Annotated in this window: 28 protein-coding genes; 11 read left to right on the top strand and 17 right to left on the bottom strand. The window is 43.1% G+C overall.

The genetic code is table 11. The annotated features are described in order from the left end of the window. Positions 1-26: 26 nt before the first annotated feature. Positions 27-212 carry a 2-hydroxymuconate tautomerase gene (locus H2672_RS00810; RefSeq protein WP_186667982.1) on the top strand — a complete coding sequence of 62 codons (186 nt, stop codon included), beginning with the start codon at positions 27-29 and terminating at the stop codon, positions 210-212. 359 nt (positions 213-571) lie between these two features. Here the strand turns inward: H2672_RS00810 and H2672_RS00815 are convergent, their stop codons facing one another. Together H2672_RS00815 and H2672_RS00820 are read right to left on the bottom strand one after the other, a co-directional pair. After that, positions 572-1,078, bottom strand: a complete 507-nt coding sequence (locus H2672_RS00815; RefSeq protein ID WP_186667984.1) for a YwgA family protein — start codon at positions 1,076-1,078, stop codon at positions 572-574. Positions 1,079-1,089: 11 nt separating this feature from the next. After that, the gene (locus tag H2672_RS00820) at positions 1,090-2,388 is read right to left on the bottom strand and encodes an HD domain-containing protein (RefSeq protein WP_186667986.1); all 1,299 of its coding nucleotides are present in this window, start codon (positions 2,386-2,388) and stop codon (positions 1,090-1,092) included. A 182-nt stretch (positions 2,389-2,570) separates the two neighbouring features. Between H2672_RS00820 and H2672_RS00825 the strand changes: the two genes are divergently transcribed. Then, on the top strand, positions 2,571-3,209 hold the full coding sequence (locus H2672_RS00825) for an RsfA family transcriptional regulator (protein WP_186667988.1): 639 nt from the start codon (positions 2,571-2,573) through the stop codon (positions 3,207-3,209). Positions 3,210-3,401: 192 nt separating this feature from the next. Here the strand turns inward: H2672_RS00825 and lipL are convergent, their stop codons facing one another. Next, a complete protein-coding gene (gene lipL / locus H2672_RS00830; RefSeq protein WP_186667990.1) occupies positions 3,402-4,244 on the bottom strand; it encodes an octanoyl-[GcvH]:protein N-octanoyltransferase in 843 nt (280 codons plus the stop codon). Between the two features lie 15 nt (positions 4,245-4,259). Beyond that, positions 4,260-5,231 carry a phosphate acetyltransferase gene (gene pta, locus H2672_RS00835; protein WP_186667992.1) on the bottom strand — a complete coding sequence of 324 codons (972 nt, stop codon included), beginning with the start codon at positions 5,229-5,231 and terminating at the stop codon, positions 4,260-4,262. Between the two features lie 176 nt (positions 5,232-5,407). Between pta and hemQ the strand changes: the two genes are divergently transcribed. From hemQ to H2672_RS00855, 4 genes are all read left to right on the top strand, one after another. Further along, complete coding sequence (gene hemQ, locus H2672_RS00840; RefSeq protein ID WP_186667993.1) at positions 5,408-6,157, top strand: hydrogen peroxide-dependent heme synthase; 750 nt, start codon at positions 5,408-5,410, stop codon at positions 6,155-6,157. 82 nt (positions 6,158-6,239) lie between these two features. Beyond that, positions 6,240-6,683, top strand: coding sequence for a cell wall hydrolase (locus H2672_RS00845; protein WP_222439266.1), 444 nt, complete (start codon positions 6,240-6,242; stop codon positions 6,681-6,683). Between the two features lie 24 nt (positions 6,684-6,707). Further along, positions 6,708-7,058, top strand: a complete 351-nt coding sequence (gene gerQ / locus H2672_RS00850; protein ID WP_186667995.1) for a spore coat protein GerQ — start codon at positions 6,708-6,710, stop codon at positions 7,056-7,058. Between the two features lie 137 nt (positions 7,059-7,195). Beyond that, on the top strand, positions 7,196-7,933 hold the full coding sequence (locus H2672_RS00855; RefSeq protein WP_186667996.1) for a Fic family protein: 738 nt from the start codon (positions 7,196-7,198) through the stop codon (positions 7,931-7,933). A 48-nt stretch (positions 7,934-7,981) separates the two neighbouring features. On the opposite strand, the gene H2672_RS00860 is transcribed toward H2672_RS00855, so the two are convergent. The 5 genes from H2672_RS00860 to H2672_RS00875 are packed head-to-tail and all read right to left on the bottom strand — an operon-like array spanning position 7,982 to position 10,383. After that, entirely contained in the window at positions 7,982-8,362 is a 381-nt protein-coding gene (locus H2672_RS00860) for a DUF423 domain-containing protein (RefSeq protein ID WP_186667997.1), read from the bottom strand. 47 nt (positions 8,363-8,409) lie between these two features. Beyond that, a complete protein-coding gene (locus H2672_RS00865) occupies positions 8,410-8,673 on the bottom strand; it encodes a YwdI family protein (protein WP_186667998.1) in 264 nt (87 codons plus the stop codon). Beyond that, positions 8,670-8,846 (bottom strand): uracil-DNA glycosylase, encoded by a 177-nt coding sequence (locus tag H2672_RS19475; protein WP_370569570.1) that lies wholly within the window; start codon positions 8,844-8,846, stop codon positions 8,670-8,672. Before H2672_RS19475 ends, H2672_RS00865 begins: the two co-directional genes overlap by 4 nt. 49 nt (positions 8,847-8,895) lie before the next feature. After that, complete coding sequence (locus tag H2672_RS00870) at positions 8,896-9,582, bottom strand: uracil-DNA glycosylase (protein WP_186667999.1); 687 nt, start codon at positions 9,580-9,582, stop codon at positions 8,896-8,898. A gap of 6 nt (positions 9,583-9,588) precedes the next feature. Continuing rightward, positions 9,589-10,383, bottom strand: coding sequence for a DUF4230 domain-containing protein (locus H2672_RS00875; protein WP_186668000.1), 795 nt, complete (start codon positions 10,381-10,383; stop codon positions 9,589-9,591). Positions 10,384-10,446: 63 nt separating this feature from the next. Here H2672_RS00875 and H2672_RS00880 point away from each other — a divergent pair, with 63 nt between their 5' ends. Together H2672_RS00880 and thiD are read left to right on the top strand one after the other, a co-directional pair. Next, the gene (locus H2672_RS00880) at positions 10,447-10,713 is read left to right on the top strand and encodes a hypothetical protein (protein WP_186668002.1); all 267 of its coding nucleotides are present in this window, start codon (positions 10,447-10,449) and stop codon (positions 10,711-10,713) included. 60 nt (positions 10,714-10,773) lie between these two features. Then, on the top strand, positions 10,774-11,607 hold the full coding sequence (gene thiD / locus H2672_RS00885) for a bifunctional hydroxymethylpyrimidine kinase/phosphomethylpyrimidine kinase (RefSeq protein ID WP_186668004.1): 834 nt from the start codon (positions 10,774-10,776) through the stop codon (positions 11,605-11,607). A gap of 731 nt (positions 11,608-12,338) precedes the next feature. On the opposite strand, the gene H2672_RS00890 is transcribed toward thiD, so the two are convergent. After that, a complete protein-coding gene (locus H2672_RS00890) occupies positions 12,339-12,512 on the bottom strand; it encodes a hypothetical protein (RefSeq protein ID WP_186668006.1) in 174 nt (57 codons plus the stop codon). A gap of 61 nt (positions 12,513-12,573) precedes the next feature. Here H2672_RS00890 and H2672_RS00895 point away from each other — a divergent pair, with 61 nt between their 5' ends. The 3 genes from H2672_RS00895 to H2672_RS00905 all read left to right on the top strand — a co-directional run bounded on the left by H2672_RS00895 (position 12,574) and on the right by H2672_RS00905 (position 15,239). Next, positions 12,574-12,924, top strand: coding sequence for a YojF family protein (locus H2672_RS00895; RefSeq protein ID WP_186668008.1), 351 nt, complete (start codon positions 12,574-12,576; stop codon positions 12,922-12,924). Positions 12,925-12,945: 21 nt separating this feature from the next. Beyond that, entirely contained in the window at positions 12,946-13,626 is a 681-nt protein-coding gene (bshB2, locus tag H2672_RS00900) for a bacillithiol biosynthesis deacetylase BshB2 (protein WP_186668346.1), read from the top strand. Between the two features lie 260 nt (positions 13,627-13,886). Further along, positions 13,887-15,239, top strand: coding sequence for a YjiH family protein (locus H2672_RS00905; protein ID WP_186668010.1), 1,353 nt, complete (start codon positions 13,887-13,889; stop codon positions 15,237-15,239). Positions 15,240-15,386: 147 nt separating this feature from the next. Here the strand turns inward: H2672_RS00905 and H2672_RS00910 are convergent, their stop codons facing one another. From H2672_RS00910 to H2672_RS00940, 7 genes are all read right to left on the bottom strand, one after another. After that, positions 15,387-16,331, bottom strand: coding sequence for an L-threonine 3-dehydrogenase (locus tag H2672_RS00910; RefSeq protein ID WP_186668011.1), 945 nt, complete (start codon positions 16,329-16,331; stop codon positions 15,387-15,389). Positions 16,332-16,819: 488 nt separating this feature from the next. After that, the gene (locus H2672_RS00915) at positions 16,820-18,010 is read right to left on the bottom strand and encodes a glycine C-acetyltransferase (protein WP_186668013.1); all 1,191 of its coding nucleotides are present in this window, start codon (positions 18,008-18,010) and stop codon (positions 16,820-16,822) included. Positions 18,011-18,088: 78 nt separating this feature from the next. Continuing rightward, positions 18,089-19,156, bottom strand: coding sequence for a hypothetical protein (locus tag H2672_RS00920; RefSeq protein ID WP_186668015.1), 1,068 nt, complete (start codon positions 19,154-19,156; stop codon positions 18,089-18,091). Positions 19,157-19,414: 258 nt separating this feature from the next. Beyond that, entirely contained in the window at positions 19,415-20,047 is a 633-nt protein-coding gene (locus tag H2672_RS00925; RefSeq protein ID WP_186668016.1) for a YczE/YyaS/YitT family protein, read from the bottom strand. Between the two features lie 136 nt (positions 20,048-20,183). Beyond that, positions 20,184-20,675: a Cys-tRNA(Pro) deacylase gene (gene ybaK, locus H2672_RS00930; RefSeq protein ID WP_186668017.1), complete on the bottom strand. Its 492-nt coding sequence runs from the start codon at positions 20,673-20,675 to the stop codon at positions 20,184-20,186. Between the two features lie 63 nt (positions 20,676-20,738). Further along, positions 20,739-21,341, bottom strand: coding sequence for a hypothetical protein (locus tag H2672_RS00935; RefSeq protein WP_186668018.1), 603 nt, complete (start codon positions 21,339-21,341; stop codon positions 20,739-20,741). A 100-nt stretch (positions 21,342-21,441) separates the two neighbouring features. Further along, complete coding sequence (locus H2672_RS00940; protein WP_186668019.1) at positions 21,442-23,616, bottom strand: DNA topoisomerase III; 2,175 nt, start codon at positions 23,614-23,616, stop codon at positions 21,442-21,444. Positions 23,617-23,691: the final 75 nt, after the last annotated feature.

Raw genomic sequence — 23,691 nt, forward strand, 5'->3', positions numbered from 1 at the left:
AATATATACAGAGAGGGGGAAATCTAATGCCAATCGTAACTGTGAAAATGTTGGAAGGCCGTACAGATGAACAAAAACGTGCGCTTTGCGAAAGAGTGACAGAAGCCGTCGCTGAAACAACAGGTGCACCTGCTCAAAATGTTTCTGTCATCATTGAAGAAATGTCGAAAAGCCATTACTCTGTCGCTGGAAAACGTCTAAGCGATCAGTAAGCAAAAGCGGAAGCGCCTTGGTCAGGAGCTCGGAGTCTAGACGTGAAATTTCCATATTAAAAATACTCCACAATTCGAGATTTCGTAATATCCAACACATTCAAAAAGGCTGCCCCATTTCGGAAACTTTTCCGTTCCAATGGGACAGCCTTTTATTATTGTCGGGACGTTTCTTTATTGTCCAGACTCCAAGCGTCAGCCCGTCGAGTCGCTTCTGTCCTAAAGATAAAGACAAAAAGCGTCTTTATTTTAGGCCATTCAGCGCTTGTCGGGGCTTAGCGACGCTTTCCGCTTGGGCCTCCAGGATGCAGGTCATGCAGCCATTTCCGCAGGACGCGGCGAACCTAGGCTGCGTTCATTTATTGAACTGCGTACGTTTGAACTTCACTGATGAAATCAAAGGCCGCCGTCATCTCTTCAGCAGTAAAGTTTAGTTTATTTTTCACGATAAGGACTTTTGCGATTTGCTCATCCTTGTCAAGATGGTCGAAGTACAGCAATGTTGAAACGAGTTCAAGAAAACGGGAACTTTTGACGTTCATGCTGTCGATACAGGTTCCTAGCATTGCATGGGCATCATCTGCCATTTCCAGGAAACCCGCACCCGCATCTGTCACTTGGTAGCTGTATTGGACGTACGATCCTTTGTCCGTGCACTGTTCAGCCAGAAACCCCATCTCGCGCAGTTCTTCAATGCGTAGCGTTAATTCCTCCGAATAGGGTCCGTACATGTGAAGCTCATACTTTTCGACGAAAGGGAAATTCATCTTTTTCGCGATATAAATCATTTTCTGTAATTTTTTTCTGCCCGTGACTTCATTCGCCATTGAGATGAATTGTACAATTCTAGCGTGTTCTTGCAACAACTTATCGACACCTAACCTTTCAGCATGTGTAAAATTCGTCCGTATAAAGGATTCTTTGCTTTTCCTGCTTCCAAAACATCTTCCGGAAAATAGATTTTATGATCTGTTCGTCTTTTACCTGAAATTGCGTCTACGACATCCGATGAACGTGACAACTCGCTTAGGTCGCCATTTTTCATTTGCAAATAAATTGGTAAGCGTTCGTTTTCTTCACCTGGGCCATAAAAATCATAGGGTAAATCCGACGACGAATCCGTAACGAGGTAATAGGCCGGATCGATTCCCGCTTCCTTAAATAACTGCTCGAGTTCACCGATTTTCCGGTATTCTGTTGCCGGATCAAATTCTGCATACTGGAACAATCTTCTATTGATAAAACGATAGCAAAGGTCCGATAAAATCGCGTCTTCTTCCTTCATCCAAACCTGGAAATACGTCATTAATATATTTTCATCAAGGGCAATATAATCCTCAAGTACAAACGTCTTGTCGAAAAACGAATGGAAGTGGACAGGCTCTTGTTTAAAGATATAGCCACTTGCATGTAACTGTTTTGCGCGATGTAAAATTTTCGTCAAAATAACTTCAGCACTGCGGGATACCGGGTGAAAATAGACTTGCCAATACATTTGGTAACGGCTCATTATATAATCTTCCACTGCGTGCATGCCGCTATACTTGATTACCGCCTGTTCTTCTGTCGGTCGCATGACACGCAGAATTCGTTCCATATCGAAATGACCGTATGACACCCCTGTAAAATAAGCGTCACGCTGTAAATAATCCATTCGATCAGCATCTATTTGGCTCGAAATCAAACTGACTACGAGTTTATCCGGGTAGGTTTTCCCGATTATATCAGCCACTTTTTGTGGGAAATCGGGTGCCACGCGTCGAAGCACTGCATTCACTTCCGTGTCCCCTAGCAAAATGGCTTGCGTGAATTGTTCATGATCGAGATCGAACACTTTTTCAAAGGCGTGTGAAAACGGACCGTGTCCGAGGTCATGCAGCAATGCCGCACACATCGTCACCAGTCGTTCCTCATTGTTCCATTCAGGCCTGCCGCTGAAACCGTCGTCAATGATGCGCCTGACGATTTCATAGACACCGAGGGAATGGTGGAATCGGCTGTGCTCCGCCCCGTGAAATACGAGGTATGTCGTGCCTAGCTGTTTGATCCGACGAAGGCGCTGAAATTCACTTGTGCCAATAACGTCCCAAATCACTTTATCGCGCACGTGAATATAGCGATGCACAGGATCTTTGAAAACTTTTTCTTCGACCAGTTTTTCATCTTTGTATTCCATCGTGCACCTCCTTCAACTCATTCCCTTTAGTATAATCGCAAAAATGGTTCGTAGGAAGATGGAAAAAGGTTCATTTGAGTGAAAAAGAGATAGAATGCTTTTTTCATTATGAATAAAGTAACGGAATCCTGTCCACACTGACCGTAGAAAGAGACTATGAACATATGACTGGAGGCACGAAAATGGTGAAAGTTAGACAGGATGCTTGGATTGAAGAAAACGATACTTTATTAGCCGACACAGTATTGCGGCATGTCCGCGAAGGTAGTACACAGCTTAGCGCTTTCGAAGAAGTTGGGGATGCACTCAACAGAACGGCAGCGGCTTGCGGGTTCAGATGGAACGCCGTTGTGAGACGTGATTATGAAAAAGAGCTATCGGACGCGAAGAAAGAACGCAAACAAGCAATACGTGTCCTTGGGAAAGATTTTAAACGACGGGGACAACAATTATATAGCCCTTCGCAAGGACAAGAGGAAGAACAAAAGATTTCCGTTCCGTTATCGGCACTCTCTCTCGATACAGTTATCGCATTTCTTGTGCGCATGCATCACACAGGCGTGGGAGATAACGAGTCACTTCGCTGGAGGCAAACTGCTAAAATCGCGAATGAAAAGTCAGAACAGCTTCAAAGAGAAATTACAAAACTCCAGCAGGAGAATAAAACCCTGCGCGCCGATTACGAGCAATTTGTTCAAATCATGAACCGCGCTCGCCGTCTCGTCACGCTAGATGATGAATCAGATCGCTCAGCACCGGTATTCCAGATGGAACAAAACGGCAACCTAGTTTCAAAAGAACCGCCCGTCAATCATCATTGATTGGCGGTTTTTTCTATGGTTTTTGCGCGAGGTGTTGTTTGGTTTGGCGGGATGTTGTTTTGTTTCGGCAGGATGTCGCTTACTTTCAACGGTGCGTTATTTAGTTCGGCAAAAACGTTGTCTACTCGGCAGGACGTTGCTTTTATCGAATCAAAAAACGGTTGCCCCTATTTCGAGGAGACAACCGTTTTTTCATCCGCGTGCCAGCATTTTTTGATTTCGTTCGAAGACGCGGTTCAAATAAAAGGAGTACAGTTCCATTTCTTCTGGTTTCAAGCCGCCTATCTCAACATGATCCGCGAGCTCTCGCAACAAAAGTTGGATTCGAATAACGATATCACTCACCGTGAATGGCATGTCAAGCAGTTCTGACAGGGATGCCATGACTTCTGGTTTAATGGTTGGGTAAGTGAACTTCGTCTCTTCCCCTTGTAAGCCAGTTTCGTAAAAATCACGAATCAGCTTAGCACGTTCTGCCCCACTTCCTTCGACGCAAAGATAGACTTGGACTGCGATGCCTTGACGCAATCTGCGCTGTGAAATGCCGGCGAATTTACGGCCATCAATACTCAAATCATACGAACCTGGACAGTACGATCCCACAATTTCATAGGCTTCAATACGGTCACCTGCTTCCGGGAAAAGCATACGAACGAATGCAAGCATTACTTCATAGCCTGCCGGAATATCGATTGACGAGTCGAGTTCAGATAGAACAATTGAGATGTTTAATACACCTTCATCAAGCACCACTGCAAGTCCGCCTGAATTGCGAACAATCGCGTTATAACCTGCATTTTCAAGTGTCGAAACTGCTTCTGTAACATGTGGCAGCCGATGATCTTGGATACCCAGCACGACAGTTTGATTGTGCACCCATGTTCGGACTGTTGGCACGCTCAATTGTTGGCCAACAAGATGGCAAAGCGTATCGTCTGCGGCGAATGATTCTAGTGCGGAACGGGTACGTGTTGTCATGGATTCATCCACAAAACGCCATGCAGGAATAGTTAAAAAAGATTCATATGATATCATTCAAATTTCTCCTGCTCATAGACTTTGCGCCGCGGTTAACAGGGCAAGCTTGTACACATCAGTAGCGGAACAACCGCGTGACAAATCATTTACGGGTGCGTTCAGTCCTTGAAGAATCGGGCCAATTGCTTCGTAGCCGCCAAGACGCTCCGCTATTTTATAACCAATATTACCGGCTTCAAGTGATGGAAAAACGAAGACGTTGGCATTGCCTTGAATGATCGATTCAGGTGCCTTTTTCGCAGCAATTTCGGGAACATAGGCTGCGTCAAATTGGAACTCGCCGTCAAGCAGCAAATCCGGTGCAAGTGATTGAGCGATTTTCACCGCGTTCGCAACTTTTTCTGTTTCTTCCGTTACGGCAGATCCTTTTGTAGAGAAACTTAGCATCGCAACACGTGGATCCACACCGAATGCCCGCGCTGTTTTGGCGCTTTCAATCGCGATTTCGGCCAATTCTTGCGCTGTTGGTGCAACTGTAATCGCACAGTCCGCAAATACAAGCCGTTCATCGCCTTTCATCATAACAAAAGCGCCGCTCGTCCTTGAAATGCCTGGTTTTGTTTTAATAATTTGAAGCGCCGGTCGTACCGTGTCTGCAGTCGAATGCGCAGCCCCGCTTACCAACCCATCCGCACGCCCTGTATAAACAAGCATTGTTCCGAAATAATTAACGTCCGTCAATTGTTCGCGTGCTTGCTCTACCGTTGCTTTGCCACCACGACGTTCCACGAACTTTTCAACTAGTTGTTCAAAATAGGTAACACTCACGGGATCAATGACATCTATTTCCGAAATATCAATTCCTGCTTCAGTTGCAACTTCTTGCACTTCGGTTTCATTACCAAGAAGAACTGGCTTCACAAGCCCTTCTTCTTGAAGGCGTGACGCCGCTTCTAAAACGCGGATATCCGTTCCTTCTGGTAGGATAATCGTCTTTCTTTTACCGCTTAAACTTTCTTTAATTCCATTAAAGAAATCAGCCATTAAATACCCACCTTTCGCATACGCTCATGCTCTAAGCATACACCAATGAAGCAGGCGGTGAAAGCGTTTTACTTCATGTCAAATTCGTGACAATGGCGCTAGCAAAGGACGTTTTACAGCCTTCTATGCTACACTCATTTAAGAAGATAATTCATAATGAAGGAGTTTGATTTCATATGATCGAAGCAGCAAAAACACTGGATGGTTGGTATGTTTTACACGATTTACGATCGATGGACTGGGCATCTTGGAAATTGATTTCAAAAGAAGAACGCCAAGCAGCAGTAGAGGAATTTCTTGTTTACCTTGAAAAACTTCAAAAAACAGATGACGACAAAACCGGAGCGCATGCTTTCTATACAGTAATCGGCCAAAAAGCTGATTTCATGCTTATGACTTTGCGTCCGACAATGGATGAACTGCAGGAGCTTGAAACAGAATTCAATAAACTCGCAATTGCCGACTTCACGATTCCAGCGTATTCATACCTGTCAGTCGTTGAACTATCGAACTACCTTGCAGGAGAATCCACTGACGATCCGTACCAGAACCCATTTGTACGGGGACGTCTGTATCCTGAACTCCAACGTAGCCAATACATCTGCTTCTACCCAATGGACAAGAAGCGCGACGGTGATGTGAACTGGTACATGCTCGATATGGATAAACGCAAAGAATTGATGCGCGCGCACGGTTTGATTGGCCGCAGCTATGCTGGTAAAGTGAAACAAATCATTTCCGGTTCTGTCGGTTTTGACGACTACGAATGGGGCGTTACACTATTCGCAGACGATGTTCTCCAGTTCAAAAAACTGATTTACGAAATGCGTTTTGACGAAGTAAGCGCACGCTACGCTGAATTCGGCTCATTCTTTGTAGGTACGATTTTAGATGGCGATAAAAAAGCAGCTTTCTTCAACATCTAACTAGTAAGTTATTCCGCCTGACTGCAACTTTGCAGTTAGGCTTTTTTGTATTTGATGGGTATGTTTCATTCCGACCGCGCATATGATTCTCCAAGGAGGTTGGGCCGTGGCAGTGATCAAATACAATGATGCTGAATTGGATCTACTTGCTCGGTTAATGCGCGCTGAAGCAGAAGGTGATGGCCAATTAGGCATGCTTTTAGTAGGTAATGTCGGTGTGAATCGTGTACGTTCGGATTGTCTCGATTTCAATGATATCCGCAGCTTACAGGATATGGTTTATCAAAAACCAGGAGGATTCGAAGCGACAACAAAGAGCTATTTCTATCAAAGGGCTCGTGAGATGGATCGAAAACTCGCTAAACGCGTCATCAACGGTGAACGCTTCACTCCAGGCGAGCGATCATTATGGTTTTTCATGCCTAGCGGAGAATGCCCTGCTCAGTGGTATAACCAATGGAACACAGGAAGATTCAAATCACATTGTTTCTATTCACCAACGGTTCAAGACTGCCCGAAAGTGTAACTTAAAAGAAGAAAGGATGAAGAAATGGTCCAATACTATTGGAATCCGCCCTATCAGAATCAGCATGTTACACCGCCGCAAGTAACGCTTCCAGCTGGAGGAAGACCACCCGGACCACCCGGAAGAGAACAGTCATACATTGAAAATATATTACGATTGAACAGAGGAGAGCCCGGAACATTCCACTTTTCATTCGAGCATGCACTAGATTCGGGTAAAAACACGAAAGAGGTACGCGGTACGGTAGAAGCAGCCGGCCGTGATCACGTCATCTTAAGCGATTCGGCAACAGGACATCGTTTTTTATTCCCAATGATTTATTTTGATTATGCCGAATTTGATAATGAAGTGAAGTATTTCCCGCAAGCTCCTTGAATTCAAAAAATCTTCCGTCTGCCTTTTAGGGCTGGCGGAAGATTTTTTTGATTAATAAAACAAGGGGAATTGCATATAAGTACTTGGAGTTGTATGATTTTGAGTAAGAGAACGTAGGAAGACAGGAGGATGACCAGATGCTACTACTAGACGAATTGACACAACTAAAAAAAGAACTAGATGATCGTCGTCCTCTGCCTTCCATAACTGTGCAGAAGTTAAAAGAGGACTTTCTCATTCGCAATACGTACCATTCTAATGCAATTGAAGGTAATACGCTTACCATCTATGAAACAAAGGTGATTTTAGAAGACGGCATCACCGTCGGTGGAAAATCAATGCGCGAACATCTTGAAGCCATCAATCATCGGGATGCCATACTGTTTTTGGAAGAAATCCTTTTGGAACCTTTGACAGAGAGACTGATTAAAGAAATTCATCACCTCGTGTTAAGGGGTATTGATACAAAAAGTGCTGGTGTCTATCGCACTCGGGAAGTAATTATTTCAGGGGCATCCCATGAGGTAACCCCTGTTCACCGCATTCAGGAAGAGATGGAGCAACTTCTTGATTGGTATAAGCATGCCAATGACATACACCCTGTTGAAAAGGCAATGCTAGTACACAGTAAATTCGTTAATATACATCCATTTATTGACGGGAACGGACGGACTTCCAGGCTGCTAATGAATTTGGAACTGATACGTTACGGCTATTTACCAGTGACCATCCAAGTCGAAGAACGGCTGGCTTATTACGAAGCACTTGATATTGCTGCCCTGAAAAAAGATTACTCGCTTTTCATAATGCTTGTGGCCGCTCGCGAAAAAGAGACTTTACTCCGTTATTTATCTTTGATGCCCAATCGGGAATAATAATTCAAAAAATCTTCCGTCTGCCTTGTAGGGCTGGCGGAAGATTTTTTAGTTTGAAAATTTAATAGCCGCAATAATCAACATGATCCAGCCTGCGATGAATGCAACGCCGCCGATTGGTGTGATAGCACCGAGTATGCCGATTCCCGTAAGGCTCAGTACATACAGGCTACCAGAGAAGATGATGATACCCGCGAGGATCAAATAACCCGCCCAGCTTAATTGCGTGACTGACCCAAAGAGCATTGGACTCATAAGGATACCAACAGCAATCAATGCGAGCGCATGGAACATTTGATACTGTACAGCGGTTTCCCAAATTGCTAGATAGTGTTCGGATAGTTTCTCTTTTAAAGCATGTGCGCCGAATGCACCAAAGGCGACGGCGATTGCTGCGTTAACAGCCCCCGCAATAATGAAAAATGGCATATAATTTCCTACTCCTTTGACGGGTGCCAGGTACTCACACCCTAATTTTAAAAATCAAATAGCGAGCCTCCGTTTGCATCCTCTTCTTCAAGCAGTTTACCATCTAACGAAGTGATAGACTGCACAGCGCTAGCGGTTGTAAGCATTTTGGGAACAATTTTCTCTTCACGCTTACTTTCCCCGCCAAGCGCAACTTCACAAAGTGATCTGACAGCAGCAAACGCTTCCCGCATCGTGCTGTCCTCATTTGTACGCCTCGCAACACTTAGTTGCCGCTCCATTTCCGAGATAATCCGGTCGTATGGTATCACTGTTTAATGTCCCCTTTCTTCTGTTCAAATTGCAAACAGTCCATGCCAGACGATTTCTTCACGACGACCGATGGCAGTTCCCGCGTTTTAAACCCATATGCTTTGCAGCCGCGCGGGTTCTGCTGATCCCAAGTCACGTAGAAATATTGGCATTGAAAACAATTTACTGCCACTTGCGATCAACCTCTTTTCAAGTTAACTTTAGCACCGCGGTAGCGAAATTTAAAGCACGCCGCCTGTCCGGCACCAGTCAATCTGTGTTTCATCCCACGATTCAAGAATCTGATTGGTCTTCGAATACGGACGGCTCCCGACGAAACCCCGACTTGCGCTTAACGGGCTCGGATGAACCGATTCGATAATTGCATGACGCGATACATCGATGAGTTTCTTTTTTTCTTGTGCAGGACGGCCCCATAAAACGAAGACAATTGGTTTTTCTCGCTCCGACAAACGCCGAATTACTTCATCCGTAAACGTTTCCCAGCCTTGTTTACGATGCGAATGCGCCTGTCCATCCCTTACTGTTAGCACCGTATTCAACATGAGCACGCCTTGTTGCGCCCACCCCGTCAGTGTGCCGCCCTCCGGCAGCGGACAATCGATATCAGACACAAGTTCCTTGAACATATTGCGTAGACTAGGTGGTATCTTGACGCCGGGCTTCACGGAAAAGCTTAATCCATGCGCTTGTCCAGGTCCATGATACGGATCCTGTCCCAATATGACGACCTTTACCTCATTGAAAGGCGTCAATTTAAATGCAGTCCACAAATCATCCAGCTGCGGATAAATCATTTCTTCCGCATATTCCTTCTTCAAGAATTCATGTAGCTTACTATAGTACGGTTTCTCGAATTCATCATTCAAGAATTCATCCCAATCATTACCGAAAAGTTCTTTCTGCACAATCCATCACGGCTCCTTGAATTCAATCGTCACGTCGTAGCCCGCGAATGAAAACATTTCTTTTAGGGTCTTATCGGCATTCTGTTGCGCGGTTATCAAGACACCCTGTCCTACAGTTTCTTCCAATATAAGCTCTTTCGCTTCAGCTGCAAGTTCGTAGGCCTCTTCAATATTCGCTTTTTCCCGAAAGACCCCTTCATAGGAATACACTTCGACTTTATCGAAATAAATTTCCGCGCCTCCTAAAAAAGTAGCGGGCGGCAAAGTTAGTTTCACTGTTTTCTTCTTGTAATCGACAACGACATCTTTTTCCGTAAGGCTGGACATGTCGACACCAGCTTTCACTGATCCCGGAATAACAACCAATAACTGCCGTTTCGTTCCCGGCAAATTGAGTCCGATGCTTTGTCCAAACAATGTATTATCTTGTCGTTCAATGATAACTTTTGTATAAGCTTCGGCAGTTGCCAGTTCGTTCAAGTCCTTAATTTGTTCAAGGTATGCGCCTTTCTGTTCCGTGAATGTACTCCCTTGTTTCAAAATGAAGAACGTCACAAACGGCAAAGCGACAATCAACAGTAAAATTAGGAGCGCAATTGCGATGGACGACTTTCTCCATACTGAAAAAACCACTTTCCCAACACGCAAAAATCCGCGCGGACGTTCTTCTACTTCTTCCATCGTCACCGCGGTTTGTTCTTTGGAAGTTTTCAATTCTTTCAACAACCGTTCGATTTCCTTATTATCCGACACTTCATCCCTCTTTCCCTCTTTTTCCGACACTAGCTTATACGTTAACATTATAGGAAAGTTCCCTTTCAAACAACTAGAAAGACATGGTACGATTGTATGGGGGGATACGACATGGCTGATATGCAATTGCGTGACAAAATGAAGAAAGTTTCTGAAGCGGCGAAACACGGTGGCCGTGTTCCGGAACGTTCTAAAAACGCTGGACTTGTCGTTTTCCTTATCTTAATTGGGTGTGGAATTATCGTCATGTTAGCTCTTGCAATCGGGCTTATTATAAGCAAACACTTTCTCGGTGCTGCTGTGATTTGTAGTATTGCAGCACTGCTCACATACTCCATATATAAAATGATGAAAGCTGATGACATCGAACAATTGTAATTTCCGATTCTTTTGATAAGATTAAGGTAGAATTTATTCAAAAAAGGAGATAGACCAATTATGACGCTTAAAAAGACTTTAACAATCGCAGGTTCCGATACATCAGGCGGCGCAGGGATTGCGGCGGACTTAAAAACATTCCAAGAGCACGGTACATACGGGATGACAGCAATTACAGTTATCGTGACAATGGATCCGGATAATAATTGGTCACATGGCGTTTACTCATTACCTGTCGACGTTTTGAAAGCGCAAATCAAGACTGCACTTTCAACAGGTATCGATGCGATTAAAACAGGCATGCTTAGCACAGAAGAAATTATCAAAATTGCAGGAAATGCGATTTCAGAATCAGGCCTTAGTCACGTAGTCATCGACCCTGTTATGGTTTGTAAAGGTGAAGATGAAGTGTTGAACCCCGGAACAGTAGACGCAATGGTTGAATTCCTTCTTCCAAAAGCAGAAATTGTGACACCAAACTTGTTCGAAGCAGGACAACTTGCTGGCACAAAAACACCGAAAACGATCGCAGATATGAAAGCAGTCGCAGAAAAAATCCATTCACTTGGCGCTCGCAATGTTGTCATCAAAGGTGGCAAACAGCTTGAACACGATAAAGCTGTGGATCTGTTCTTTGACGGAAAAACGTTCACTCTTCTTGAAGCAGAGAAAACAGCGACAACTTATAATCATGGCGCGGGCTGTACGTTTGCAGCAGCAATCACAGCAAACCTAGCAAATGGTCTAGATGTAAAAGAATCTGTATTTGAGGCGAAAAAATTCGTCACAGCTGCAATTGCAAACGGCTGGAAACTAAACGAATACGTTGGACCTGTTATGCACGGAGCGAAAAACCGTTTCGGTGCACCTGAAATCACAACGACTGAAATTTAATAGAGTTATTTCAATAATCACGTCTGTTTATTAACCATACATTTGCAGAAAATACTGGTGAGAAGGGCTTGAATTCCTCCATTTTTACTGGACCATTTCCGGCTCGCTTTCGACGAAATATTCATTACAGTTTTACCGAGGGGCATGTGTGGCTAGAAATGACTTCGTCATTTCTAGCCACACTCTTTTCAGTAATACTGTTGCAAATAATTGCCTGTCGCGTTCCTACAATGTTCAAGCTAATAATGCAGTTGCTTTGAAAGAAATGAATAGATGACTTTCTATAAACAGAGTAAGTGCCCGAAAATACAATTTCAGGCACTCTAGTACGTTGTACAATGTGTTCCGTGCTTACTTTTAGCAAAGAGTATGCACCTAATCATGTGACGTCCTATAGATAGTGACACTTCTTTACTATAAAAACGAAAAAACCATAGAGAAAGAATCAGCCGCCAAAATTGCATCTTTGGCGGCTCTTCTCCAGGTAAGAAGCCCGCTATTCCTTCGTCCCAAAAAGCTCCAAAAGCACTTCGTGTATGAATGCTTTGGGAGCGCGACGGATGAAGGACTACCATACGATTACCGGAAAAAGTGTGTAGGGATGCGACAAAGTCACATCCCTACACATCCAGACATCTCGGTAATCGTATAGAAGTCATTCAATACAAAGCAATCCTAATGGAACTATATACATAGCACCCAGTAGGTGATCAAGTTATTTTCCGGTTTAGTTAATCAACAGACGTGTTCAATAATAGTAAAAACACCAAGATGCTGATTGTCTCTTGGTGTTTTTTCATGTTTGGTTTGTTGGACACTTTTATTGAATGGTTCGACACTTCCGCAATTACGTTACGTTCCACTGTTCGTCGAATACTTTCCACGTCAAGGCCCATGAATCGCATTCAACTACCCTTTTCTATATACTATAAAGAAGCAAGGTTACAGTTTTAAGGAGGGCTATTCATGGAATTAGTAAAACCAGATCATCTACAGGAACTCATAACTTCTTTCGCCAATAAAGATGTGTACATCCATCTCGAAACAACGAACGGCTCATATGCAGCTCATTTCAATGAAAGTGTTTTCAACGCTGGAGCATTCATCCGCAATATCGTTATCAAATTCGAACTCGGTAAAGTGGCTGGCGATTCACCTCACCGCATCGGATTGAAATTGCCATCGGGATGGATTTATGCGCAAGGCATCACTCATTACAAACTCGACGAACACGGGCGTTTGCTTATGGCAGGACTCGATGCAGAGGGAAAACTTGCAGTCGCGCTTGAAATCAGCGAAACACCGTTCACATATTAATTAAGGAGGCCATTTTTTATGATTAAAAAAGAACGTCATGTACTTGTCGTATTCCCCCACCCAGATGACGAAGCATTCGGCGTATCCGGCACCATTTCGTCTTACAGAGATATGGGTGTACCCGTTACGTACGCTTGCTTAACTTTAGGTGAAATGGGACGTAACCTTGGCAATCCACCATTTGCAAATCGCGAAACATTGCCTCAAATCCGAAAAGAAGAACTGAAAAAAGCGTGTGAAGCAATGGGACTCGACGATTTACGAATGATGGGATTCCGTGATAAAACAGTTGAATTTGAAGATGATGAAAAAATGGTTAAACTAATCGAAGATTTAATCGAAGAAACGAATCCTTCACTCGTCATCACATTCTATCCTGGGCTTGCTGTCCATCCCGATCACGATGCGACTGCGCGTGCAGTTGTGCGTGCGGTCCGAAGAATGCCCGAAACAGAACGTCCTACACTTTATACACTCGCCTTTGCGAATAATACCGTTGAAGTCCTTGGAAAACCCGATGTCGTTCACGATATTTCAGCGAATGCAGATAAAAAAATTGCAACGCTAAAAGCTCATGCATCCCAGACCGTTTGGATGATGAAAGAGATGGAGATAAAATTAGCAGCGCAGGATCCAGATGCACTAAAATGGCTGAATTTCGAGCACTTTTATACGTACCAATGGGATAAAGACTTCGAATAAGAGGAATATATATATAAAAAAGAGACTGCAAAATCACCTTTGATTTTGCAGTCTCTTTTTTATGTATTTTTATTAACTAATCAAACTATTTATACTCTAGAATAATATCCATACTAATATGATAGCTACAAGGTTTTTCAAAAGTAATAGACTGAAAAGTACTAATAGTATATACTTTATTCATTAAGATATAAAACAAAATTATATGTATAATTATTCACCATATACATGTTATACTGTTACAAAAAGGGGAATATAAAATGAAAAAATTTGCTTTATCAACATGGTTCTACTTTCTAGTTCCATCGATTCTTGGCATACTTTTGTTTATGGTGCCAATGAAGTATAACGGGGATTGGAAAATACCAATTGCCATATTTGCGGATTTATTGTCAGGAGCGATTGCTTCGGTTATGCCATGGGTCGCTACAATTACGCTAATTATCGCAGCACTTGGTTCGATTGCATTTTTGGCTATTCGAGGAGACAAAATCAAGCCATCCTTTCTAACAAATTTATTCAAAGTCTCGCTCTTTTGGACAATCGTCCGAATTATAGGGGCTACTTTAGCTATACTTACCTTGCTTCAAGTGGGTCCGGAAGCTATTTGGGGTGAAAATACGGGTGGACTGCTACTAAGTGAAACCGGTCTCGTTACATTCCTGTTTACGATCTTTTTATTCGCGGGGATTCTCTTGCCACTTCTTCTAAATTTCGGTTTACTTGAATTTTTTGGAACGATGATGGTAAAAGTAATGCGCCCTCTATTTAAAATACCAGGTCGTTCTTCCATTGATGCACTGACGTCATGGATTGGGGATGGAACAATTGGTGTTTTGCTAACAAGTAAGCAGTATGAAGAAGGTTTTTACACGAAGAAAGAAGCTGCCATTATTGGAACGACTTTTTCCGTTGTGTCGATTACCTTTTCTATCGTCATTATTGAAGAAGTTGGACTCGGTGCTTACTTCTTACCATTTTACGGTACAGTCGTTTTAACTGGTCTGATCCTTGCATTTATTATGCCACGGATTTATCCTCTTTCAAAAAAGAAAGATGAGTACATTGACGGTAGACCGTTTACAGGCGATGAAGAAAAGTTACCAAAAGGATACAGTTCTTTTACGCACGGGCTTGAAAACGCGTTAACAAAAGCGAATAACAGTCGTTCAATGGTTAAAACTTTTTCAGAGGGCCTGAGAAATGTCCTTGATATGTGGATTGGTGTTATTCCAGTCGTTATGGCTTTCGGAACGATTGCATTGATTCTCGCAGAGTATACAAGTGTTTTCACGATTTTAGGGAAACCGTTCGAACCAATTCTGTCCATCCTAGGTATACCTGAGGCAGCAGATGCGGCGCAACTTATGGTTGTTGGATTCACGGACATGTTCCTACCTGTAATCCTTGCGAATGGCCTGATTACATCCGAGTTGACATTGTTCGTTGTTGCCACCGTTTCAGTGACACAACTAATTTTCATGGCCGAAGTCGGCGGACTCCTACTAGGCTCAAAAATCCCTGTAAACTTTTTTGAACTTGTTGTCATCTTCCTTTTACGCACACTCATTTCACTGCCTATTATCGCAGGAGTTGCACATCTTTTATTTTAATGAAACGGGAAGACCTTGCAGATTAGTGCAAGGTCTTTTTTGGCGGATGGTTATGATCGGTTGGCGTAAAATATGATTGGTTCGAGAAGGAAGTACCCTCTTTCATTCCAAAATAAAAACCGCGGAAACTTTTCCGCGGCAGTTATCTCAAACATTCAATTTAGTTTTTAGTTTCGCCAGCATGTCCACTGTCATTTTATCCAAATCATAATTCGCTTTGAAGCCCCATTCATTTACAGCAGCTGTTGCATCAATCGAATCTGGCCAGCTGTCAGCAATCGCCTGGCGTACTGGATCTACGTCGTATGCCATTTCAAAAGTAGGAATCTGTTTTTTTATAGAAGCTGCGATTTCAGACGGTTCAAAACTCATCGCCGTTACATTAAATGCATTGCGGTGAATCAATTTTGTCGGATCTGCTTCCATTAAATCGACAATCGCCTGTAACGCATCAGGCATATACATCATATCCATGCGCGTTCCCTCTGCAATGTAAGAAGTGTATTTCCCTTCTTCAAGTGCTTTATAGTAAATATCGACCGCGTAATCTGTCGTTCCGCCGCCAGGTTTAGATACATATGAGATAAGACCAGGGAAACGAACGCCGCGCGTATCCATTCCGAATTTGTGGAAATAGTAATCGCATAGTAATTCACCAGCGACTTTATTGACACCATACATTGTCGTCGGTCTTTGTAATGTGTCTTGTGGTGTATCTTTTTTCGGTGTTGAAGGACCGAATGCACCGATTGAACTTGGTGTGAAAAACTGCATGTCCAGTTCACGTGATACTTCAAGTGCGTTCATAAGGCCACCCATATTGAGATTCCATGCAAATAATGGCTCATCTTCCGCTTTAGCAGATAATAATGCGGCCATATGCATCATCGTGTCTGCACCGAAGTCCTTTGCAAGCGCATGCATATTTTTCGCATCTGTCACGTCAAGTAATTCAAAAGGACCTTCTGTTGCCACATCCGTGTGACGTATATCTGTTGCCAAGACGTTCTCTGTGCCATATTCTGAACGTAGCTTTGTAATTAATTCTGAACCGATTTGGCCTAAAGCGCCCGTCACCATGATTTTTTTCATTATTAAAAATTCCCCGCTTTCAAACATTTGTTTTTATGGAGAGTACACGTATATTTTATTTTCATAACTTCATTGATTCTATCACTTTAATTCATTATAAAACGTTCTCCTAGAAAAGACAACCTTGTTTTCACCTCAACCAATTACTACCAAACTTCTCCAATATATTTAATGAAAAACGTAAGATACACAGTGGTGAGATAAATAAATTCAGCATGCAACGATATGTGGCATTTCATATAATGAGGTGAAATTTAAATTTAACGAATGAAAAAAGCCCTAGTAGGGCTTTTTTTGTTTGTATAAGTATGTGCTTGTTCGTTGATATTACTCTCTTCATTAACAATGAACCGTTTTCATTTTCTTCGGTTCACGGCATGTGAGTCCTTTCTCAACTGTTTCTGCGATTTGCCATGAATTCGCGACAATCCCTCACAGTCAAAAACAAATCCCGGACAGCATCTAAGCCATCCGGGATTCCTAGTTTATTATGAAATTACGTTCAGTTCTTTACCAACTTTTTCGTAAATGACGAGTGCTTCGTCAATCATTTCTTTGGTATGCGCTGCAGTTGGCATGTTGCGGACGCGGCCTTTTCCTTTAGCGACTGTCGGGAAGACGATTGATTTAGCGTAGACGCCTTCTTCTGCAAGACGTTTTGAAAATTGTTGTGTCAGCTTCTCTTCACCGATGATGCATGGTGTAATTGGCGTTTCAGAAGCACCAATATTGAAGCCTAATTTCTTAAGCCCAGCTTTTAAGTAGTTACCGTTTTCCCACAGTTTATCATGCAGCTCTGTAGATTCCGATATCTTGTCCAATGCGCCCATAATCGCAGCAACATCCCCTGCCGGAAGTGCCGTGGAGAATAGGAATGGACGTGAACGAACTTTCAGCCAGTCAATCAATTCCTGTGTTCCTGCAACATATCCGCCGACAACACCGATTGCTTTCGATAGCGTACCCATTTGAAGGTCAATCTCTTTTTCAAGACCGAAATGTTTGACGGTCCCTTTTCCTTTACCAGTAACGCCTGAACCATGCGCGTCATCGACATAAGTGATCAAGTCGAATTCCTTTGCAATTTTCACAACTTCAGGAAGGTTAGCGATATTGCCGTCCATTGAGAACACGCCGTCCGTAATATACATTACTTTTTCATACAGGCCGGATTCAGTTGCTTCTTTCGCTTTTGCACGAAGGTCATCCATGTCCTGGTGATTGACGCGAATTACTTTCGCACCCGAAAGGCGGCAGCCGTCAATGATAGAAGCGTGATTTAATTCATCCGAAAGAATCGCGTCTTTTTTAGTCATAACAGCGGAAATTGCCGCCATATTACAGTTGAATCCTGATTGATAAGAAATTGCTGCTTCCGTTCCTTTGAACTCAGCGAGCTTCTTTTCCAACATAACATGAATATCGAGCGTGCCATTTATTGTGCGGACTGCACCTGCACCGACGCCGTATTTTTCAGTTGCGGCAATCGCTAGCTTTTTCAAATCTGCGTCTGTTGCAAGTCCTAGATAGTTATTTGAAGACAAGTTTATAAGGTCTTTTCCTTTAATTTTAATGATTGGGCCGTTTGGTCCTTCAATAGGGTCAATTTCATTGTATAGTCCTTGATCACGGAGTTCTTTTAGGTTCTCCTGTAAAAATGCATTTAGTTTTTTTGACAATGTAATCTTCCTTTCAAACAAATGATACCCTCATTTTAGCATACGACCGGCCCAATCGTAGAATAAAGCGCATACTTTTTAAATCAAATTCAAAAGCGAACCCGTTTTCTTCTCAAATACAGATCGTATAATAGCTGAATCCATCATGACTTTCATACTATTTTCAGCTTGTGCATAAGACTGCATATAACCAGTGGCATCGAGCATTTTCTCTGCATAAGCTTCACGGATTACGGAAATTTCCTCTTCAGCGCCCGTATCATCCTCACATAAGTTCATAAGGTCGAGCAATTCATCCCCCTTGCGTTCCACATCGTAAACGTGCGGTTCTGTTGCATCAAGGATACACACAGATAGTTCAGGGAAAAGAACGAGATCTACCCCTGAAGGATCCAGTCCGCACCAACCGTACTGAACGTCAAATCCACGCTTTTCTGCTTCCGCTCCAAGCGTTTTCATAAGTGTTGATTTTCCCGTTCCCGGAAAAGCCTTTATCAGCATTCGTCGATCGATTCGCTTCGTAATAGAGGACATGAAATCTTGCGCCCCCCCAGATGTCAATGAACCGATAAGTCTATGTGAAACAACCGATCCTTTATTCAGCTGGATTGTGCCGAATAGTTCTTCTTTCAGTGAATTTATTTTATCCACATGAACATCCCACATCATTCGTCTGATGTTCACTTTTTCCCAATCATCATGAATGCCTTTTGCATCTTCGAGCGCTTGTAAAGCTTTTCTTAACGCATCGCTCGATTCTGTCAACATTTTCACAATCGAGCCGTTCTGTTCACGCAACTTCGCTTCATCATAGACATCGTAAAAACTGATAACCTTATGTTTTCCACCTATATCTGTTGGTTCAAGTGCAACTGGATGGGACGCTTGAAGTATCAGTACGTTTGGTCCTTTAATATAGATTGCGTCCGTTTTGTCAGGCTGTATGGGATCCATAAACCGATCTATGTCATAGCCCTGTTTGACGTAATGTGCGACAGCTTCATTCAACACGCTTGAAATTGCGTTTGTAGGAGGACATTTCAGAAATAAAGTTTGTGAAGCCAAAGCAATCAGTTTGTCATATTTGTGGGAAATTCCTGCACCTGTATAGGCTGTCCCCATGTATTGGGTGATTGTTCCATTCATTCTGATCATCCTTTCTTCTCATACGATTAACGTATGCCCGGACAATAAAAAAAAGCACGGCTCGGAAGCACATGCTTGGAAAATAATAAAAGCGCAAGCGCCTTGGTAGACCCGACAAGCGCTGGAGGGCCTTAAGATAAAGGCGCTTTTTGCCTTTAACTTAAGGACTGAAGCGACTCGAGGGGCTAGGCGCCGGAGTCTAGAAACTGCTCCAGGTGAAAAAATTATAACTTCATATACTTTCAAAATATTTCCGATTTAGAATAAAGCCTCTTCTTCTTCTTTACCAATAACTTTTAACAAGAATTTACGGCATTGCGGCAATGTATAATGGGCAATTTGCCCCAAGAATAAAGCAATTAACACTGTCCCAATTCCAATTGGACCGCCGAATAACCAGCCTACAATTGCAACAATGACTTCAAGTGTAGTCCGAACTTTTTTCACGCTAGCTCCCGTTTTTTTAACAAGGACAAGCATAAGACTATCTCGTGGACCCGCACCGATATTCGGTGAAATATAAATCCCGACGCCATACCCCATAACAATTACACCTGCCGAGAACATAAGTATTTGCGCGCCCATCGTAGTGATATCTGGTAGCAGCCAATTGAATAAGTCAATAAAAAGTCCAATTAGAATCATATTCAACCACGTTCCAATCTGCGGCCATTCTTTCAAAACTGCAGCAGTTGAAATGACAATAATGAATCCGGTAATAATCCCCCATGTACCAATCGTCAAGCCAAAGTTTTTATACAACCCGACATGCAATACATCCCAAGGGCCGATTCCAAGTCCTTGACCTTTAATCGTCATTGAAATACCTAGCGAAAGGATCATCATTCCTACCAAAAAAAATGTCCATCTCCATATTACTATCTTTCCCATATAAGTCCTTCTTCCTAATGAATGTGTAAGTAGTTAGTAGAAACGAACAACAATAAAAGACACTCCCGCAACACGCGTGAATGTCTTACTTTTAATCTATTCATTGTAACATGTCTTCGGTCCTTGATACAGACTATCAACTTTTCACTATATCGATAAAAAGCGCTTCAGTCACCCTAGCTAACTCACCCGGAACCAGTTTCATCTGTAATCCCGGCTTTCCCGCACTAACAATCATCAATTTGAGACTTTCTGCTGATTTATCAATGAATGTTGGGTATTTCTTTTTCATCCCGACAACTGAACAACCTCCGCGAACATAGCCCGTTTCTTTCGTCAACTCTTTCAACGGTAGCATATCGAGCTTTTTCACTTTGGCAGCTCTTGCCGCTTTTTTCAAATCAAGTTCGGCAGCTACTGGTACTAAAAAGATGAAAAGTTCGCGCGGCCCTGCAATTGTGACGAGCGTCTTATAAACTGTTTCTACCGCTTTCCCTGTTTTTTCCGCGACAGAAACCCCATCCAACAGACCGTCAGTTACATCGTATTCCATTAGTTCATAGGATACGTTTTCCCCATCCAAAATCCGCACTGCATTCGTTTTTACTTGCTTATTTTGCTTTCCCATTCATTCATCTCACCTTTTCAAAAACAAAAGGCCGCCATTTACTAGGCGACCTTCCGTAACCATTCATGCAATTTTATAAAAGCTCGGTCGATCGATTTCGAATCCTTTCTGTTTCATTAAGACTTGGAAAGAATAAGTCGAAATCGCCTTTTCATACCGTCTTTGCATGATGAGTATTTCGCGTTCGAGAACGGAGGGAAGTTCTTTGGATGCCATGTTTGATGTATCGGCTTCTTCACGTGCTAAGGCAATGTCAATTTCGGATTGAGCCCTGTTGTGCAATATGATCTGCGCTTCTGTCCGCATTATTTTTGCTGATGCAGTAGCTGCAAGGTTATAATCTGCTGTCGTCGGTTCGGGTTCTGAAATTGCTTCAGCCCGCACATTTCTCCAAATATCAATCGTCTCTTCAAGCGTTTTACCAACCGGTAGCGCTACCTGCTTCATTTGTCCCGCGCCAAACTTCTGGAGTTCCTGTCGCTCTGGTTGAACAATCTCAGGTTCCTTCTTCCCTATCAATAAAGCCTCTAGATCTTCGACCGTTTTTTGGTTCTGCCCATTGTATTGTACATTGCGATTATAAGCACTTTCAGCATTCCTACGCCTGCTTGCATCAAATCGTTGAATAGGGTCGCTTGCTACAGCCTGAGTCATAACGGCATTCATCCTACTTCACCTCCGCATGAACGAATTTGCATAAATCTATTAATTCAAGTATACCCAATTCATTTGGAAGAATAAACCCTACGAAAGCGCTATAAAGGAATCACTTATCGAATAGTTTCTTTAGCGCATCCGCCATTGCGGTATTCTCTAATTCTTCCGGTGCTCCCTGTTTCTTCATATACTTCTGAACATCACGTTTATCCGCTTTTTTACCGCCCGAGTTCTCTTTACGTTTCTCAAATGCGGATAACTTCTCACGGTGACCACATTTACAAACGAAAATCCGTCCGTCGCCTTCACCGCGCATCTCCAATTTCTTTTTACAAACTGGACATCTGGCATTCGTCAGCATGGAGACGTTTTTGCGGTGGCCACACTCACGGTCCTGACAAACCAGCATCTTGCCGCGCTTGCCGTTCACTTCTAACAGCAGTTTACCGCAATCTGGGCACGCTTTCCCTGTGACATTATCATGTTTATATTTTTTATCATCTGTTTTAATTTCAGTAACGGTTTGCTTCGAAAAGCCAATCATATCTTTCATAAACGCTTCTTTTTTCATCTGGCCATTCGCGATTTTTGTCAACCCTTGTTCCCATTCCGCTGTTAGTGCCGGTGATTTCAAATCTTCTGGAACGAGGTCAAGCAGTTGGCGTCCTTTAGACGTCGTGTAAATATCATTGCCCTTTTTCTCCATAACAAATGAGTTAAATAAGCGTTCAATGACATCAGCACGTGTTGCAACCGTTCCGAGTCCGCCTGTTTCACCAATTGTTTTAATTAGTTCTCTTGATTCGCCTTGCATGAACTGCGAGGGATTTTCCATCGCCGCAAGCAATGTTCCTTCATTGAAACGGGCAGGTGGTTTCGTTTGACCATTCGTTATAACGATAGCCTGAATAGCAACATCTTCACCTTTTGTAAATGGTGGAAGTGTATCTGTGTCTAGCTCTTCTTCCTCTGTCGAATAAACTTTTTTCCAACCTTCATCCGTAACAGTACGACCTTTTGCTTTGAATATTTCTCCGCCAACTGCGAGTTCAGCGGTTACTTGATCATAACGGAACGGCCCGAAGAAGACAGCTAAGAAACGTTTGACGATTAAATCATATAAACGTTGTTCCTTATCAGACAATTTTTGAAGAATAGGTGTTTCCTCAGTAGGTATGATAGCATGGTGATCCGAAACACGCTTATCATCAATGACACCTTTCTGCGGCTTTATGGTACCAGCACGCAGAAGCATAGTTGTCGCTTTACGATATGGACCTATATCGACGGCTTTAATGCGCTCTTTCAGCGTACTTTCCATGTCAGATGTCAAATGCTTCGAATCTGTACGCGGGTACGTCACTGCTTTATGGTGCTCATACAAATTTTGAAGCGTTGATAGTGTTTCTTTTGCTGACCATGACCAGCGGCGATGCGCTTCTTTTTGGAGCTCTGTTAAATCAAATAAATGCGGTGCTGGCTGTGACTTCGGTGTTGTTTTAACTTCTAACACTTTTCCAGAATGAACACCGTCAATTTCCCCGAGGAGCTTCTCTACTATTTCTTTATCGAAAGACTGCGTTTGACCTACCTTATCACACCATGTAAACTTCGCTGTTTCCGTCAATGCTTGCATGCCGTAGAACGATTTAGGTTTGAAATCCCGAATCTGATTCTCGCGTTCCGCAATCATCGCCAGTGTCGGTGTCTGAACACGGCCTGTTGAAAGTTGAGCATTGTATTTGACCGTCAACGCACGTGTCGCGTTAATGCCGACGACCCAGTCCGCTTCCGCACGGGCTACTGCCGCCTGATATAAGTTCTCATAGGCACGACCGTCTTTCAAATTGTTGAATCCATCTTTAATCGCTTTATCGGTGACCGATGAAATCCACAACCGTTTGACAGGCTTGCGAACCTTAGCTTGCTCCAAAATCCATCGTGCAACAAGTTCCCCCTCACGCCCCGCATCCGTCGCGATGATGATATCTTTCACATCATTGCGTAGGAGTTGCGCTTTAACGGCATTGAACTGTTTTATCGTCTGGCGAATTGGCACCAATTTAAACGGTGCAGGGATAATCGGCAAATGCTCAAGTTTCCACTCCTTGAATTCATTGCCATAACCTTCAGGATCTGCGTGTGTCACAAGATGGCCAAGCGCCCACGTAACGATATAATTTGTTCCTTCAAGAAATCCATTTCCTTTTTTATTGCAGCCGAGTACCCGCGCGATATCGCGAGCCACGGACGGCTTTTCAGCCAGTACAAGTGATTTAGACATAGGTAGATCCCCTTCCTTCATACATCGATTATACGGGAGAACGTGATTGGATGCATGTTGGGCGAATGAAACGAA

Origin of the sequence: Sporosarcina sp. BP05, from assembly GCF_014282005.1 — a bacterium.
Taxonomy (GTDB): domain Bacteria; phylum Bacillota; class Bacilli; order Bacillales_A; family Planococcaceae; genus Sporosarcina.

Coding starts and splice junctions, on each gene's coding strand:
- H2672_RS00810 (WP_186667982.1), top strand. CDS start 27: ATGCCAATCGTAACTGTGAAAATGTTGGAAGGCCGTACAGATGAACAA.
- H2672_RS00820 (WP_186667986.1), bottom strand. CDS start 2,388: ATGGAATACAAAGATGAAAAACTGGTCGAAGAAAAAGTTTTCAAAGAT.
- H2672_RS00825 (WP_186667988.1), top strand. CDS start 2,571: ATGGTGAAAGTTAGACAGGATGCTTGGATTGAAGAAAACGATACTTTA.
- lipL (WP_186667990.1), bottom strand. CDS start 4,244: ATGATATCATATGAATCTTTTTTAACTATTCCTGCATGGCGTTTTGTG.
- pta (WP_186667992.1), bottom strand. CDS start 5,231: ATGGCTGATTTCTTTAATGGAATTAAAGAAAGTTTAAGCGGTAAAAGA.
- hemQ (WP_186667993.1), top strand. CDS start 5,408: ATGATCGAAGCAGCAAAAACACTGGATGGTTGGTATGTTTTACACGAT.
- H2672_RS00845 (WP_222439266.1), top strand. CDS start 6,240: ATGATTCTCCAAGGAGGTTGGGCCGTGGCAGTGATCAAATACAATGAT.
- gerQ (WP_186667995.1), top strand. CDS start 6,708: ATGGTCCAATACTATTGGAATCCGCCCTATCAGAATCAGCATGTTACA.
- H2672_RS00855 (WP_186667996.1), top strand. CDS start 7,196: ATGCTACTACTAGACGAATTGACACAACTAAAAAAAGAACTAGATGAT.
- H2672_RS00860 (WP_186667997.1), bottom strand. CDS start 8,362: ATGCCATTTTTCATTATTGCGGGGGCTGTTAACGCAGCAATCGCCGTC.
- H2672_RS00875 (WP_186668000.1), bottom strand. CDS start 10,383: ATGTTAACGTATAAGCTAGTGTCGGAAAAAGAGGGAAAGAGGGATGAA.
- H2672_RS00880 (WP_186668002.1), top strand. CDS start 10,447: ATGGCTGATATGCAATTGCGTGACAAAATGAAGAAAGTTTCTGAAGCG.
- thiD (WP_186668004.1), top strand. CDS start 10,774: ATGACGCTTAAAAAGACTTTAACAATCGCAGGTTCCGATACATCAGGC.
- H2672_RS00890 (WP_186668006.1), bottom strand. CDS start 12,512: ATGCGATTCATGGGCCTTGACGTGGAAAGTATTCGACGAACAGTGGAA.
- H2672_RS00895 (WP_186668008.1), top strand. CDS start 12,574: ATGGAATTAGTAAAACCAGATCATCTACAGGAACTCATAACTTCTTTC.
- H2672_RS00905 (WP_186668010.1), top strand. CDS start 13,887: ATGAAAAAATTTGCTTTATCAACATGGTTCTACTTTCTAGTTCCATCG.
- H2672_RS00910 (WP_186668011.1), bottom strand. CDS start 16,331: ATGAAAAAAATCATGGTGACGGGCGCTTTAGGCCAAATCGGTTCAGAA.
- H2672_RS00920 (WP_186668015.1), bottom strand. CDS start 19,156: ATGAATGGAACAATCACCCAATACATGGGGACAGCCTATACAGGTGCA.
- H2672_RS00925 (WP_186668016.1), bottom strand. CDS start 20,047: ATGGGAAAGATAGTAATATGGAGATGGACATTTTTTTTGGTAGGAATG.
- ybaK (WP_186668017.1), bottom strand. CDS start 20,675: ATGGGAAAGCAAAATAAGCAAGTAAAAACGAATGCAGTGCGGATTTTG.
- H2672_RS00935 (WP_186668018.1), bottom strand. CDS start 21,341: ATGAATGCCGTTATGACTCAGGCTGTAGCAAGCGACCCTATTCAACGA.
- H2672_RS00940 (WP_186668019.1), bottom strand. CDS start 23,616: ATGTCTAAATCACTTGTACTGGCTGAAAAGCCGTCCGTGGCTCGCGAT.